This is a genomic window from Burkholderia sp. RF4-BP95 (genome assembly GCF_001521985.1).
GTDB lineage: Bacteria > Pseudomonadota > Gammaproteobacteria > Burkholderiales > Burkholderiaceae > Burkholderia > Burkholderia diffusa.
This window is the reverse complement of the sequence record NZ_LOSX01000042.1, coordinates 297915-314639: the sequence shown is the minus strand read 5'-3', so window position 1 is coordinate 314639 and position 16725 is coordinate 297915. Positions and strand designations below refer to the sequence as shown.

The window sequence follows — 16725 nt, the reverse complement described above, 5'->3', positions numbered from 1 at the left end:
GCTCTCCCGAAAGTGAAGTGAACGAAAAACGCGGCATCCGGGCGACATCACACATGCCGCAGCGCATCGACGATCGACAGCCGCGCCGCGTGCCGCGACGGCAGCCACGCGGACAGCCCGGCCACGCACGCGAGCCCGACGAACGTGACGGCGATGGTTCGCCACTCGCCCCACACGCGCACCGTCAACGCGACGGCGTCGATTCGCGCGGGCGGTGTCCACGCGAGCCCGCTGTGATTGACGATCGAGGCGATCGCGAGCGCGACCAGCACGCCGAGCGACGCGCCGGCCACGCCGAGCAGCGCGCCCTCGCAGACGAACAGCCGCTGGATGCCGCCGCGCCGCATGCCCATCGCGCGCAGCGTGCCGATCTCGACGGTGCGCTCGATGATCGCGGTGCTCATCGTGTTGCTGATCACGAACAGCACGATCGCGCTGATCAGCACGAACACGAAGCCGAAGATCACCGAGAACATCCGGTTGGTCTGGTCGTAGAACGGGTTCAGCGTCGCGAAATCGACGACGTCGAGCGGCTGGCCGTCGAAGCCGCCGTGCAGCAACTGCTCGATGCGCGCCCGCGCCGCGGGCAGATCGGCCGTGCGCGCGAGCTGGATCTCGATCGCGGTCGCACGCGGCGCGGCGCCGCCGTAGACGAGCCGCTGCGCCTGCGGCAGGCGCACCGCGAGATATACGTCGTCGAGCTCCTTCACGCCCTGCTGGTCGGCCTTCACGACCGAGAAGCGGCCGACGTTCGGCGCACCGCCCGCGCTCGCGGTCAGCACTTCGACATGGGTCGCGCCGTCGGCGGCCGGCCGCGTGCCGGCCTCGGCCTGCGCGAGCGCCAGCACATCGGGAGGCGCGCTCGCGGCCGGACCGTCGGCGGCCGGCTCGGCCGGGCCCGGCGGCGCATCATGGCAATCCGGCACGCGCAGCGGTGCGCACAGGTGCAGCACGCGCGCGACGCCAAGGCCGACGATCGCCGCGTCGTCGGCGCTGCCGCGCAACGCGAACGCACGCGGCCGCAGCGGGAACCCGTACGCGTTCCATTGCTGCATCCGGTACTGGTCGTCCGGAATCGCGCCGAAGCCCATCACGGTGCGCGACACGCCGGCCGCGAAGTTGCCGGCGATCCCGCCGAACTGCAGCGTCGGCGTGACGACCTGCAGCAGCGGCGCGAGTTGCGGATCGCGCCGCAGTCGTTCGATCAGCGCCGGGTAATCGCGAATCCCGTATGCGGCCGGGTCGCCCGTGCCGTACAGGAAATAGCCCTGACGCTGGATCTGCAGGTGGCCGCTGCGCTGCACGAAGTCGGTCTGCAGGCCGAGCGTGATGTCGCGGCTGAAGCCGCCGAACAGCAGGATCGCGCTGACGCCGACGATCATCGCGAGCAGCGTGGTGAGCGAGCGCCGGCGGTTGCGCTGCAGATTGCGCAGCGCGAGCATCAGCGTATGGATCATCGGCACACCTCCTGTGTCGCCGTGTCGCCGCCGGCCCGTTCGTGGCCGACGATGCGGCCGTCGAGAATCCGGATCACCTCGTCGGCCACCTTCACCACGTGCGGATCGTGCGACGACACGATGAACGACACGTCGCGCTCGCGCTGGATCGTGCGCATCAATTCGATGATCGCGTGCCCGGTCGCGCTGTCGAGGTTCGCGGTGGGTTCGTCCGCGAGGACCATCGCGGGCTCGGCCGCGAGCGCGCGCGCGATCGCGACGCGCTGGCGCTGGCCGCCCGACAGCTGGCTCGGCCGGTGCCGCGCCTTGTCGGCCAGGCCGACCGCGTCGAGCAGGTCGCGCACCCGCGCGGCGCGGCGCGCCGGCGCCCAGCCTGCCATCAGCAGCGGATACTCGACGTTCTCGTAGGCGGACAGCACCGGCAGCAGGTTGAAGGTCTGGAACACGTGGCCGACATGGCGCGCGCGAAAATCGGACAGCGCATCGTCGGACAGCAACGCCGTGTCGTGACCGGCGATCGTCACGCGCCCGCTGTCGGGGCGGTCGATGCAGCCGATCAGGTTCAGCAGCGTCGTCTTGCCGCTACCCGACGGGCCGCTCAGCACGGTGAAGCGGCCCGCGTCGAGCGTCGCCGACACGTCGGCGAGACCGGTCACGCGCACGCTGTCGAGCAGGTACGTCTTCGACAGGTGTTCGACATGCACGAGGTTCACGACGCACCTCCCGCGCGCACCGCATGCACCGGCGCCGCCTTCGACGCATCCGCGCCGGCACCGCCGGACACGGCCGGCAACGCGCGTATCAGCCGCCGCAACTGCAGCCGGTACGCGAAATGCTCGACCTCGATCACGTGCCGCGGCGTGCGATGGAATGCGATGCCGCCGCTCCAGTCCGAGCGGCCGCGCCGGATCAGCCGGTCGATGCGTGCGGCCTTGCGCGGCGCCGCGTCGCGCGCATGCAGATAGCGGGCGAGCAGTTGCGCCTGATAGTCCATCAGCGGCCAGTTGCCGGTCGACGTCTGGAACAGCCCGATGAAGAACAGGTCGCGATGCTGCGCGTCGAACAGGTTCAGATACAGCGACGGTTGCTGCTTGCGCCATTGCAGGTGCGCCTGGTCGATGAACGGAAAGCTCGGCTGGTAGCCGGTCGCGTACACGATCACGTCGATCGGCTCCTCGCTGCCGTCGACGAACGCGACGCGATCGCCCTTCAGTTCGCGCACGTCCGGCCGCGCGTCGAGATCGCCGTGGCCGAGGTGATAGAACAGCGTCGAGTTGATGATGAAATGCGATTCGAACAGCTTGTGGTCGGGCTTGCGCAGCCCGTAGTGTTCCGGCTGTCCGGCCGTCGTCAGGCGCAGCAGCCGTTCGCCGAAAAAGCGCCGCGCCCAGAGCGGCATGCGCAGCCGCAGCGGCCACTCCGCCCACTCGTCCGCCGGCATCCCGAACAGGAATTTCGGCCAGTAGTAGTAGCCGCGTCGCGTGCTGTGGAATACCGCGCTCGCATGATGCGACGCCTCGACCGCGATGTCGCAGCCGGAATTGCCGGCGCCGACCACGAGCACGCGCTTGCCGTCGAAGATCTCCGGTGTGCGGTACTGCGACGAATGAAGCTGCAGCCCGTCGAAATGCCCCGGATAGTCCGGCAGTTGCGGATGTGACAGATGCCCGTTGCAGACGATCACGCCGCGATAGGTCCGCACTTCGCCGCGATCGAGCTCGACGCGCCACTGCGTGCCGCCCTGCACCGGCGCGATCTCGAGCACCGAACGGCCGAATTCGATCCGGTCGTACACGCCGAAGCGCCGCGCGTACGCGCGCAGATACGCGAGCGCCTGGTCGCCGCGTGCATAGGTCGGATAGTCGTCGGGAATCGGAAAATCGGTGTATTCGGAAAACCGCTTCGAGCTGATCATGTGGATCGAGCGATACACCGCGCCGCTCGGCCGTCCGTAGTACCAGTTGCCGCCGACGTCGTCCTCGCGCTCGATCACGTCGAAGCCGATGCCGGCCGCGAGCAGGTTCTTCGCGGCGGTGATGCCCGCCGCGCCCGCGCCGATGATGCAGTACCGCGCGCCGTCGTTGCGCTCCGTCATGGTGAGCCTCCTCTTCCCGTTCAAATGGCCGACGCCGCCGCGGCCTGCGTGTCGGTTGCGCCGGCAAGCCGTGCGCCGTACAGGTCGGCGATCGATGCGCCCGCACGATCGGCGATCGCGAAGCGATCGTTCGGATAACGCAGCAACATGTCGGCATCGCCGGCGTGCGCGGCGCCGAACACGATGCGGCCGATGCGCCATGCGCGCGGCGGCTCGCCGTCGGCGGGCCACGCGCCGAGCAGCACGCGCAACACGTTCTCCAGGTGATTGACCGGCAGCCACAGCTGCGGACACGGCACGTGCCCCTCATCCCCCTGCACGCCCCATAGCGCGGCGGGGTCGGCCGCCTTCGCCTGGGCGATGCCGCCGCTCCATCGCGCCTCGGGCAACAGGTCGTCGCGCCAGCTCGCCCGTGCGGACCGACGGATCGTGTCGTCTTCGGTTTCGCGCGGCAGCGGAACGGTCATGCCGCCGGGCGGATGATCGCGGTACACGAACGTCGCATCGAGCAGCGCGCGGCCGGCGAGCGACGCGCAGCGCACCGTCACGTGCCAGCCGTCGTCCACCGCGCGGCCGCTCGCGTCGGTGTCGAGCGCGAGATCGCCGTGACCGTCGAGCGCATTGGCGAGCGCGTCGAGCGCGATCGTGATGTCGACGGCTTCGTGCAGGCACGCCCGCTCGCCGCCGGGCGGCGCGACCCAGTCGGCCGCGACGCGCGCGTGCTCGAGCAGCAGCGACGCCGGCACGGCCGCGCGGCCGTCGAAGCGGAAAGCATGCGTATAAGGTGCGCCCGCGGTGCGATAGCGCGTCGAGAAGCACGTGAACGGCCGGAAGCGTCGTGGCTCACCCGCGTGATGCCGGCGCGTCGCGAGTTCGCCGAGGTTCGGCAAGCCGTCGACCGCGTCGAATCCGCGCAGCTGGATCGGTGTCAGCGCGCGGCCAACCGCCCCCATGTACATCGGTTCGGCGCTGCCGCGGGTCGCCGGCGTTGCCGGTGTCGCGAGTTCCGCGAGCCAGTGGCGCACGCCTTCGTCGATCCGCATCGGCGTCACGTAGCGTCGCGTGACGGCGAGGTTCGTGATCATCCCGACGCCGTCCCAGGTCGGCCACGCGATCGTCTTCACGACGCGCGCGCCGGCGTCGCGCCGCGCCCACCAGCCGAGCCGCGCCAGCGCCTCGTTCGCGGCCGCATAGTCGGTCTCGCCGGTCATTCCGCCCCAGCGGCCGGTCAGCGAGCCGACGTTGACGAAGCAGCCCACGCGCGGGAGCTCACGCACCGCCGCGTAGAGATTGAGGAAGCCGCGCACCTTCACGCGCACGGTGTCGATGAATTCATCGGCGCGCTTGCGCGGCAATCGCACCGGCTGGTCGATGCCCGCGTTGTGGATCACGCCGCGCAGCCGGTCGCCGAAGGTGTCGCACAGCGTCCGCACGGCTTGCGCGTCGGTCACGTCGCATACGCGGTAGTGCACCGGCAGGCCGAGCGTGGCCGCCGCATCGAGCGACGCCTTCAGTTCGCGGCGGCGTTCGAGCCGCTGCAGTGCATGCCGGATCGCCTTCGGCGACCGCTGCGGCGTCGCCTGGCGCAGTTGCTCGAGCCCGTAGCGCTTGAAGCCCGCGTCGTCGAGCGCAAGCCACGGCTCGTCGCCGACGGGCAACGCATCGCGCCCGGTGACGATCACCGTGCAGCGATGGCGTTTCGCCAGCGCGCACGCAGCCAGGAAACCGATGCCGCGCGCACCGCCCGAAAACAGCACGACGTCGTCGGGCCCCCAGTCGGGCGCCGCGTCGGCCGGCAGATCGTCGCGGGTCGCGACGAGCGTATGGCGGCGCCCGCCGCGGTGGCCGACCTCGAAGCGTCCCCAGCGATACAGTTCGCGCGCGATCAGCTGGTCGACGCGTCCCGTTTCGTCGGGCGCGATGTCGAGCACGCGCACGTTGCAGTTCGGCAATTCCTGCGGCAGCGTCTTCGCCAGGCCGGCCCACAATCCGCCGAGCGGCTGCACGAGCGTGTCATCGCCGTGACCCATCAGCCCGTCCTGCCACGTAAGCGCCAGATAGAACAGCCGCGACGTGGACGCCTCCTGCGACCAGTCGCCGTAGCACGCCTGCAGCAGCGCGACCGTGCGGCGCAGCGGCGCTTCCCATTGATCGTGCGCGTCGAGCGAGAACGGCGCCTCGACACCGAGATCGACGATCCCGTCGAACGGCCCCGACTGCGCGACGAACGCGCTCGCGGCGGTCGCCGGATCGATGCCGTCGGCCGGCGCGAACACGCTCGGTTTCGCACAGGCGCGCGTGAGCGTCGCCACCACGCGCTCGACCGTGCGACCGAGGCCATTGACGATCGCGATCCGCTTGCCGCTCAGTTCGGCCGCCGGCAGGTCGGGCAGCGGCTCGATCTCGACCGGCCGCCATGTGAAGCGGTGCGTCGGCGCGGCGTCGGTGTATTGCGACGCTTCGTCCGTGATCGCGTCGCGCTGCAGAAAAGCCAGCACGTCCGGCGCCAGCGCGGGGCCGGCCGAACGGACGGGCGTCGGCGATGCCGCATGCGCCGGTTGCCCGGCGTCGGGGGCCGGCACGGGCGCTTGCTCTTGAACTTGCGTACCCGCTTGTGTGCCCGTGAACGGGCACACCGACGCTCGGGCAACCGGCACGCTTGCGTCCCGTCCCGTCTGCACCGTCTGCCCCCTCGGCACCCGCTCGCGCGATCGCGGTTTCGCGATCAACCGGATGCCGTCGCGCGGACGCAGCGAGATCGTCGCGCCGGTGTCGAGCGAATGACCGGGCACCGCGCTCAAATCGACGTGTTGCGCCACCACCGCGATCAGCACGCGCATCTGCAGCAACGCGGTCTGGTAGCCGATGCATTTGCGCATCCCGCCGCCGAACGGAAAGTATGCGTACTTGTGACGCGCCGGCGCGTGCGATCCGAAGTTCTCCGGATCGAATGCGTCGGGGTTCGCCCATAGCGCCGGATGACGATGCGTGACGTATGGCGACATGAACACCGACGAGCCGGCCGGCACGTGATAGCCGCCGATCTCGTCGTCGTCGACCAGATCGCGCGTGAAGCCCCAGATCGGCGGATACAGGCGCAGGATCTCGTCGACGGTCTGCACCAGGTATGGCAAGCGTTCGAGATCGGCCGCGTCGGGCGCACGGCCGCCGAGCACCGCATCGAGCTCCTCGCGCAGGCGGCGCAACACGTCCGGATGCTGCGCGAGCGCGTAGAGCCCCCACGCCATCCCGCTGCCGGTGGTTTCGTGGCCGGCGAGAAACACCGTCATCACCTCGTCGTGCACCTCGCGCTCCGTCAGCGGCACACCCGTTTCCGGATCGCGCGCGGCGAGCAGCAGCGAGATGACGTCGCTCGTTTCGCAGTGCCCCGCGCGATGCTCGGCGACGATCGCGTCGACGATCGTGTCGATCCCGCGGCGGGCATGCGCGATCCGGCGATTGAACGGCGTCGGCATCCAGCGCGGCACGAAATCGTTCAGGTTGCCCTGCGGCATCATCGCCGCGATGCCGAAGCGCACGGCCGGCCCGACGTCGTCCGCATGCCGCGAGATGTCCGCGTTGAACAGCATCAGCCCGAGCATGCGCAGGCTCACGCGCATCATTTCCTCGACGACGTCGAACGGCGCATGCGCCGGCTGCTTCAGCCAGCGCTCGACGAGCGCGAGCGCCGCATCGCCGAGCGCGGCCGCATGCGACTCGACCTGCTTGCGGTGAAACAGCGGCTGCACCACGCGGCGATGACGCCGCCAGAACTCGCCGTCGGTCGTCAGCAGGCCATCGCCGAAGAACATCTTGAAGTTGTCGTAGAAGCGGCCGCGCACGTAGTTGCGGTGGTTGTCCTGCAGCACGTGCTGGACGCCGTCCGGATGCGCGAGCGCGTGCGTGAGAAACGGGCCGAGACGATTGCGCGCGATGTCGCCGTACTGCTGCTGCAGCTTCAGCAGCATCGTGACGGGATTGCGCTTGTACTCCGCGAGGTTGCCCATCACGACGCTGCCGCGCGGGCCGGGCGCGAGTCGCTTCATCGTCATGCGCTCACCTGCTCGGAAGCCGCGGGGCCGGCGAACTGCGCGTCGACCTCGCCGCGCGCGGCGAACGCGCCGGTCAAGCGATGCACGTAGCCGATCACGATGCCCGTCACATCGCGCATCTGCATCAGGATCCTGCCGTCCGGACGCACCGCGACGAACCGGTTGCCGCTGCTCGCCGGCCCCTCGAGCGCGAACGCGCGCGGCGTCACGCGCAGCGCGATCGACGCGTGGCGGTTCGACAGCTCGCAGTCGTTGCCGGCTTCGTAGATGTCGATGCGGCCGATCGACATCGGCGCCGCGAGCGGGATGTAGTCGCCGGCAACGTGATCGAGCGCGGCCACGCGCGCGAGCCCGTCGAGCAGGATGCTTGGCACCACGAAACGCGAGAACACCGGATCGTCACCCGGCACATTCAGCCGGAAACGCGCCTGCTTGCCCGCGTCGCTCATGCCGGTATCGGTCGTCGACACGAACATGCCGGTCAGCCGCACCGGCGCCGCGTCGAAGTGATACGGATCGGCGACGGGCACGAAGGTCGCCATTGCCGGTTCGTGCCACACCGGCGCCGGCGCATACGCGTCGGCCAGGCGAACGGTGATCTCGAAGTGCGGCTTGTCGCGCACGAGCACCTGCCCGCCCGGCGCCAGCACGTCGCCGGATATCCGCACGCGCACGTGCACCGCGTCGCCGTCGCGCGACGCGATCCGCGCATGGATACGCTTCACGCTCGGCCGCTTCGCATCGTAGACGCGCAGGAAATGCAGGAACGCCGCGTCCGCGAAGCCGACGACCTTGAGCCCCGGCACGAGCCGCAGCGCGGCCTCGGCGGCCACCTCGGGCACGAAGGTCCCCGGCAGCGTCGGAAAACCGTTGACGACGTGATGCTGCAGATACGCGTCGCGTTCGAGGTCGAATACGCGCTCGAACGTCACGCTGTCGTCGGTGCGCGCAAGTTCCGCGCCGAGATAGAAATCCGGATCGCGCGATGCGTCGGCGGCGGCCGGCGCGCTTTCGTCGAGATCGAAGTAACCGGGCAGGTGCGTCTCGATCGCGCGCCGCTCGGCCTCGCCGAGATGCACGGACATCGCCGCGCGCTCGCCGAGACCGAGCTCGCGCATGAAGTGATGCTGCCCTTCCGCGGTGCGCATGCTCGTGAACAATCCGCTCTTCTCGAGAAACGCGCGCGTGACCGGATTCGCGCCGAGCCCGACCGAGCGCCACAGCGTCCAGCCGATCGTGAATTCGTCGTGACCGAGCGCCGCGCGGTGATACGACGCTTGCGTGTTCAGGAAGTCGTTGCCCGACGCGTAGTCGGTTTCGCCCGCCTGCCCGGTCAGCCCGATGAACGAGCCGAAGTTGCACCACAGGCGCGGCTGCCGCGTGCCGAACGCGTCGCGCAAATTCCAGTAGCCGCGCACCTTGATGTCGCGCACCGCGACGAAATCGTCCAGCGACTTCACGCTCACCGACGCCGAACGGTTCAGCCCGGCCGCGTTGACCAGCAGGTCCACGCGCGGCTCGCGCGCGAGAATCGTGTCGATGGCCGTCTTCACGCTGTCGGGATCGAGCACGTCGGCGCGCAGATAGGTCACGCGATGCGCGCCGCAGAACGCGCGCATCGCCTCGATGTTCATGCACGCCGTGCGCGCGTCGGCACGCCGCTCGAAGGCGCGGATGATCTCCGGCAACGGCCGTTCCGGATGCCGCGCCTTCTGCTGGCGGATGTAGTCCGGGCGGCTCTTCGCGAACGTTTCGTCGTCCATCGCGAGCAGGTCCGCGTCGATCGCGTCCAGCGCACTGCTGCCGATCAGATACAGCGTCGGACGCACGTGCGCGGCCAGCGTTTTCATCAGTTCGCCGGTGATCCCGCGCGCACCGCCGACCGCGACGACGACCGAATCCTGACCGAGCGACAGCCGCTCGTCCGCGCGCAGTTCGCCCGCATCCGCGATCACGCGCGGCGTGCGGCGACGACCGCCGCCCAACGCGACGACCGGCAGCCAGTGACGTGCACCGCTTTCGCGCTCGGCATCGCGCAGCGCGTCGGGCAGCGCGCGCGTATCGGTCAGCACGGCAACCGGGCGCGCTTCCGGCATCTCGATCGCGAGTGCCTTCACGAGGCCCGTGAACAGGCCGGCATCCGGATGCGGCACGTCGCCGGCGAGCGCGTCGAGCAGCAATGCGATGAAGGTGCCGCCGTGCTCGAGTGCCGCATGGCAGCGCTTGATCGCGAGGAACGCCAGGTCGTGCAGTGCGAGCCGCTCGGGCGTGGCCGGCGCGGCGGCGCCCGTGGCGAGCGTGCCGGCGTCGAGCGACGTGAGCACGCGCACGTGGCCGATATCGTCGGGCACGATGTCGAGCGCCGCTGCGTCGATCCGCTCGATCCAGTGCCAGCCCGGCCGGTGCGCGGCGAACGGCCGCGTCGACAGCACCACGCAGCCGGGGCCCGGATTCGCCTGGGCGGCCAGCGTGTCCGGCATGTCGGTCACGATCACGCAGCGCGGCGCGATGAACGGCGTCGACCGGCCCGCCGGCCGCCACGGCGCATCGCGCCATTCGATCCGGTAACGCGCGACGCCGAGCGGTTCGCCGTCGGCCGCGACGCCGGTCCGGCGCAACGTGCCCGGTATCAAGGTGCCGGGTTCAACGGGTGCGGCCGCAACGGTCGTCGATGCGGCCGGTTCGACGGACGCAGCGACCGGAGCCGCCTCGTGTGTCGGCGGCACAGGCCGTGCCTCGCGATCCGGCTCGCGCGGCGTGGCCCGTTCGCATGCAACATGCAGCGCGTAGCGCGCACGATCGCCGCCGCCGTCTCGCGTGAGCGTCGTGCCGGCTTCTCGCGCGACGATCGCACGCAGCACGTCGATCGCCGAATCGGCACCCGCATACGTGACCGCGCGCCCCATCGCGTCGCGCGGCGCGGCCGGTTCGACCGCGGCCCGCGCGTCGCCGCCGCCGACCACCGCGAGCACCGGCAGCCCTTCCGTGTGCGCACGCCGCACCGTCGTGACCGCGAACAGCACGATGCCCTCCGCGAGCGGCAGCCCGAATGCCGGGCGCACTTCTTCCGCCGAGTTGCCGTTGATGCCGCCGACGATCGCCATGTCCAGTTCGCCGCTGCACAGGAAGCGCTCGGCCGCTTCGAACGCGGCCAGCGTCGATGCATGGCCCGCATCGACCGTCATGTTCATGCCGTGCAGGTCGTGATAGTTGGCGACGCGCGCGGGGATCACGTTCGGCATCATCCCCGGAAACGAATTCTCGGTCGTCGGCGCGACGAGCCGCTTCGTCGCCGCGCGCAATGCCTCCAGCACGCGTTCGGTTGCCGCGCGTTCGTCCGGCCGCGTCGCGTCGAGCACCGCGGTCGCGATGTCGTCCAGATAACAGCGGCTCGCGTAAAGCGCCGCATTGCGCGTCGGCCCCATGTGCCCCATCACGAGGCCGATCGTGTCCGCGTGCTCGCGCCAGAATGCGCCGAGACGTTCGCGCAGGTCGTGCGCCGCGTCGAGTGCCATCAGCTGGCAGCGATCGAGCGCGCGAAGCACCGCCGGCGGCATCTTCACGCGCGCGAAGCTCGGCAACGGGTAGCCGATCCCGAAGCTCGCGTCGGGCGCGCGGCCTTCGCCGCGCAGCCACGCGGCAACCTGGGCGTCGTCATCGAGGCCCGGAAACTTCGCGGACCAGCCGACGATCGCGAGCGGCTCGGGCTCGAACCGGCCGCTCGCCTCGCCGGCGGGCAGATCCGCGCGGTATTCCGACACGATCAGGTGGCCGTTCGTGCCGCCGAAGCCGAACCCGGACACCGCCGCGACGCGTGCCGAATCGCGCCGGACCGTCCACGATACCGGCGCCACCGGAATCCGCAGGTTCGTCCCGGCGATGTCGAATTCCGGCGGCGGCTCGCTGAAGCGGTGCTGCGGCGGGATCACCTGATGCCGCAACCCGAGCAGCACCTGAATCACCGACACGACACCGGCCGCCCAGCCCGTATGCCCGACCAGCGACTTGTTCGACGTCACCTGCACCGGGTGGTCGCGCCGGATTGCATCGCGCAGGCTCTGGAACTCGGCGAGATCGCCAGCCGGCGTGCCCGTTGCATGCGCAACCACCCAGTCGACGTCGGCCGGCACCGTCACGGTGCGCGCATACGCGCGATCGATCGCGATGCGCTGGCCGGCCGAGTTCGGCGCGTAGATCGCCTTGCCCTTGCCGTCGGACGACGAGCCGAACGATTTCAGCACGCCGAGGATGCGGTCGCCGTCGGCGCGCGCCCGCGCGACGCGCTTCAGGATCACGACACCCGCGCCGTCCGCGAACAGCACGCCGTCGCAGTTGCGGTCGAGCGGCCGCACTTCGCCGCTGCGCGACAGGCCATGCAGCTTCGAGAACAGGATCGAGCCGCGCGGCGCGAGCGCGAATGCGCCGCCGCATGCGACCACGTCCTGCTTGCCGAGCAGCAGCGCCTTGATCCCGAGATCGATCGAATACAGCGACGACGAGCACGCGGTGTCGACCATCATGCATTGCGCGTCGTCCGGCAGCACGCCCTTCATCGCGTTCAGGCCGACCCGGTGCGGGAAGAACGATGCGAGATCGCCGGCGCCGCGCGCATAGCGCGCGCTGAGCACCGCATCGATCGCGGCCACGCGGCGCTCGCGCTCGGCCGCGTCCATGCCCGCCTCGATCAGCACCGCGTTCAGGCGCTCGCGCGCGGCGGCCAGCACCATCGCTTCCTCGAGATGCTGGCTGCCGTCCGCCGTGTAGCCAACGAGGAACGCCACGCGATCGGCATCGCGCAGCGTCACGCCATCGAGCGACTGGCATAACGCGTGACGCAGCCACAACGTCGTCAGCTCGCGCGGCGCGGTGCCCGCGTCGAGCTCGGCGCGCACCGTCGGGCACGGGTCGAAATGCTCGATGAAGACCGAGCGCGACTGATAGCTCTTGTCCTCCGCCGACGTATCGGGCGAATAGAACGAGCGGTAATCCCAGCGATCGGGCGGTACGTTGCCGAACAGCTCGGGGCCGTCGAGCAGCGCGCGCCAGAATGCGTCCGGGTCGCTCGCGCCGGGCAATGCGAGACCCATGCCGACCACGGCGATGTCGTCGCTGTCCGGCGCGTCGTCGGGCGATGCGGCGGGACGACCGATCAACGCCGAGGCCGGTTGCGGCCGGGTCGTTGCAGGCGCCGTCGGCACGGCAGCGGGCACGGCCTCGCTCGCGGCACGCTCCGCGCTCGCCCATTCCGCGCGCGGCGACAGCCCCTCGCTGCACAGCGACAGCCCGCCGTCCGCGACGACCACCTGACCGGTGATCCAGCGCGCCGCGTCCGAGGCGAGAAACACGACGAGATCGGCGAGGTCTTCCGCACGTGCGAGCCGCTTCAGCGGCGTCGCCGCGATGCTCGAACGCTTCGTGTTCTCCGGGTCCGGAAACTGCGCGGCGACGTCGCCGTCGATCAGCGTCGACGATGCGCCGTTCACGCGAATGTCGCGGCCCGCGTATTCGACCGCGAGATAGCGCGTCAGCGATTCGAGCGCCGCCTTCGCGGTGCCGACGACCAGATAGTTCGCAGGCACGAGCGTCGCGCCCACCGACGACACGTTGACGATCGCCCCGCCGCCCGAGCGCGCCATCAGCGCCGCGGCTCGACGCGCGCACCAGAACGCGCCCTTCAGGTTGGTGTCGAGCGCGCGATCGAAATGCTCGGCGCCGATCTCGTCGACGCCGAGCAGCGCACCGGACGCCGCATTGTTGACGAGCACGTCGAGCCGGCCGTAGCGCCGTTCGATCTCGTCGAACATCCGGTCGACCTGCGCCTGCTGCGCGACCGACGCGCGGATCACGTCGACGGTCGCGCCGAGCGCGCGCAGTTCGTCGGCCGTCTGCTTCGACGCGTCGAGCGAGTGGAAGAAATTCAGGATCACGTGCGCGCCCTGCTCGGCGAAACGCCTGCAGATCGCCTTGCCCACGTTTTTCGCACCGCCCGTCACGAGAACGAGCTTGCCGCGCATGCTGGTATTCGACATGGATCGCCTGCCTATCGAGAACTTGTCATTACGGGCAGGGCCCCCCCTGCCGACCAACGTTTCGGCCAACGGCCGTCAAGCGACTGCCTTTCCCTGATTCTCGTAGACGAAATCGACGATCTGCCCCATCGCCTTGAAATCGCCGCTGCGGAAATTGGCCGGCAACGGCGGCAGCGCGTAGCGCGCGGTAATGCGCTGGATGATCTCCGTCTGCTTGACCGAATCGATGCCGAGTTCGGCTTCGAGCTCGATCGTTTCGGAGAACACCTCGGCCGGATATTCCATCGCTTGCGCGTAGATATCGACGAGCTCCGCGAACAGCCGATCGCGCGGCACGTGTGCGGGCTTCGCCGCCGCGAGCGGCTCGTGTGGCATCGACGGCGACGGTACCGCCGTCAGTGTCGGCGCGGCCACGGCCACCGCCGCAAGACGCGGCGCGCCCGCACCGAGCGGCTCGGCCTGCGGCGCGAATGCGGCGACCGTCGGTGCCGCGGCCGGCGCGGCGCCGGCCGATGCCGTGCTCGCCGCATCGAACGCGTGACGCAGCTCGCCCTTGAGCCAGTCGACGATGTGCGGCCCGCGCGCATGCCAGAACGCGTCGAACCCGGAGCCGGCGTTGCCGATGCGAATATCGTCCTTCATGATGTTGTCCTCCTGAAAATAACGGGTGATCGTCTTGACGACGCTCGATTCCTCTGCCGCGTTCGACGGGCCGCCGAACGTCCTGACCGTGCCGGGCCCCGCGATGCGCACGACGATGCGCGCCAGCGCGTTGAGCGCGCCGCATTCGACATAGCGTCCGATGCCGTCCGCGCACGCGGCGCGAATCGCATCCGCGAACCGCACCGGCAGCACGAAGTGCGATGCGAGCCGCGCACCCGGATCGTCGGCGCCGCTGTAGCGGCGGCCGAGGATCGGCGAATACACGGGAATCGCGAGCGGGCCGTGCCGATACGCGGCAAGACGCACGGCGAACTGCTCGCGCGCGCCGGCGAGATCGGGGTGATGAAAGCCATACGGAGACCTGAGCGTCTGCGCGGCGACACCGCGTGCCGCACAGGCCGCGACGAAGCGCTCCACCGCATCGCGCGGCCCGGACACGACGGTCTGCGACGGATGGTTCTCGACCGCGACGCACACGTTGCGCACCGCATGCGTGACGGCGCTCGCGTCGATCAGCTCGCGCGTCGCGTCGGCACCCGCGGAGATCGCCGCCATCATCCCGTCGGGCGGCGCCGCCGCCTGCAACGACGCGATCCGGTCGCAGACGATCCGCGCGCCCTGCTCGATCGAATACATGCCGCCGCACACGAGCGCCGCGATCTCGCCGAAGCTGTGTCCGATCAGCACGTCGGGCACCACGCCGTGCGCACGCAGCACGCCGAACATCGCGACCGATGCGCCGTAGATTCCGAGCTGCAGCAGATCGGGCGCTTCATGCAGCCATGCATCGAGCCCGGCATCGTCACGCCACAGCGCGCCCGTCAGCGGGCGGCCCAGGCGCTCGCTCGCGACCGCGTCGAGCATGTCGAGGGTCTGCCGCACGCTCCCGTGTTCACGTGCGAGCTGCCGCAGCGCGCCCGCATAGAACGCCCCCTGCCCCGGGAACAGGAACGCGCATCCACGCGCTTGCGCGCCGCGCACATGCGGCCCGGCGTCGTTCAACCCGCGTCGTTCCATAATCCCAATCTCCCAAGGCTCTCGGCCAGCTTCAGTCTCGCGATCCGCCACTTCGACACCGCGAGCACGCGCTGCCGCCGCGCATCCGCGAGCGCCGACTGGGCATTCAGCAGTTCCGTGAACGTACCGACGCCGGCCTTGTAGCGGCCACGCGCGATGTCGAGCGAATGGAGCGCGGTGTCCAGCAGATGCCGCGAGTTGTCCAGGTTCGTCGTGTCGGTCTGCAGGCTCTGATAGCTCTTCCATACGTCGAGCGACACCTTGAGTTCGGTGTTGCGCACGTCGGCTTCCTGCGCGTCCGCCTGCGCCTTCGCCTCGGCGACGCGGTAGCCCGACGCGAACCCTTCGAACAGCGGAATCGAGATCTGGATGCCGATCGAGTTGCTGTGACTGCTCTGCAACTGGAGAAACGACGCCTGCTGCTGGTATGACGGGTTGTTGCGCGCGAGGCTGCCCATCAGCGAAACGGTCGGCAGCGACTGCGCGCGCACCGCGCGCACTTCGTCGCGCGCCGCTTCGAGCTTTTCGCGCGCGGCGATCAGTTTCGGGTGATGGCGCTTCGCTTCGGCGATCAGGTCGGCGACGCCACGCGTGAAGTCGTCGCGATCGGGCGACGGTTCCGCGTCGGCGATGCGCAGCGGCGTATCGGCGTCAGCGCCGAGCGTGGTCGCGAGCGTGCCGATCGCGTTCTGCAGGTCGCCTTCCGCGCTCACGCGATCGAGCAGCGCCTTGCGGTAGGTGGTCTGTGCCTGCAATGCATCGCCGAGCGTGCCGGCGCCGCCGTCGTGCCGCGCGCTCGCCTCGGCCAGGCTTTCCTGCGCCGCGTGCTCGACCGCCTGCGCGGCGGCGAGCGCCGCCTGCGCGTCGCGCAGCGCGTAGAACGCCTGCGCCGCATCGTAGAAGACGCTCTGCAGCGCATCGTCGTGCGCCGCGTTCGCCGCGCGCAGCAGCGCGCGCGCACGGTCGAGCGTCGCGCCGCGCTTGCCGAAATCGAACAGCACCCAGCTCAGGTTGAGCATGCCGTAGCGGCTGGTGCTGCGCTGGTCCTGCGAGTAGCCGCCGCTGTAGTTCGTCGTCAGGTTGTCGCGCTCGATACCCGCCGTCGCATTGAGCGTCGGCCAGTACGCGGCCTTCGACACGCCGACCTCCGCCGCCGCCGCGCGCGCATCCGACCACGTGCGACTCAGTTGCGGATGCGAGCAGATCGCGAGCAGGATCGCGTCCTCGAGCGCGAGCGGCCGCTCGTCGACATGCCGCGCGCCGCATGCCGTGGCCGACGCCATCGATCCCGACGGCGTCGCCGCGACATCATTGCGCGTGCCGTAGACGTCGAGCATCTGCGCGCATGCCGTCGGCACGCACGCAGCGAGCGCGACGACAGCCAGCACGGTAGCGAGTGGATGCTTCATCGC

Annotated in this window: 7 protein-coding genes; all 7 read right to left on the bottom strand. The window is 70.1% G+C overall.

What is annotated here, in order from left to right; translation table 11 throughout:
- Window positions 1–47: 47 nt before the first annotated feature.
- Entirely contained in the window at window positions 48–1454 is a 1407-nt protein-coding gene (locus WS46_RS17005) for an ABC transporter permease (protein WP_059691232.1), read from the bottom strand.
- Entirely contained in the window at window positions 1454–2170 is a 717-nt protein-coding gene (locus tag WS46_RS17000) for an ABC transporter ATP-binding protein (protein ID WP_059691192.1), read from the bottom strand. Before WS46_RS17000 ends, WS46_RS17005 begins: the two co-directional genes overlap by 1 nt.
- On the bottom strand, window positions 2167–3552 hold the full coding sequence (locus WS46_RS16995) for an NAD(P)/FAD-dependent oxidoreductase (protein WP_059691191.1): 1386 nt from the start codon (window positions 3550–3552) through the stop codon (window positions 2167–2169). The genes WS46_RS17000 and WS46_RS16995 overlap by 4 nt, the downstream gene beginning before the upstream one ends.
- Before the next feature lie 20 nt (window positions 3553–3572).
- Window positions 3573–7604, bottom strand: coding sequence for a cytochrome P450 (locus WS46_RS16990; RefSeq protein WP_059691190.1), 4032 nt, complete (start codon window positions 7602–7604; stop codon window positions 3573–3575).
- On the bottom strand, window positions 7601–13633 hold the full coding sequence (locus WS46_RS16985; RefSeq protein WP_059691189.1) for an SDR family oxidoreductase: 6033 nt from the start codon (window positions 13631–13633) through the stop codon (window positions 7601–7603). Before WS46_RS16985 ends, WS46_RS16990 begins: the two co-directional genes overlap by 4 nt.
- Before the next feature lie 75 nt (window positions 13634–13708).
- On the bottom strand, window positions 13709–15313 hold the full coding sequence (locus tag WS46_RS16980) for an acyltransferase domain-containing protein (protein WP_082725345.1): 1605 nt from the start codon (window positions 15311–15313) through the stop codon (window positions 13709–13711).
- The gene (locus tag WS46_RS16975; RefSeq protein WP_059691188.1) at window positions 15295–16722 is read right to left on the bottom strand and encodes a TolC family protein; all 1428 of its coding nucleotides are present in this window, start codon (window positions 16720–16722) and stop codon (window positions 15295–15297) included. The genes WS46_RS16980 and WS46_RS16975 overlap by 19 nt, the downstream gene beginning before the upstream one ends.
- Between the last annotated feature and the right edge of the window lie 3 nt (window positions 16723–16725).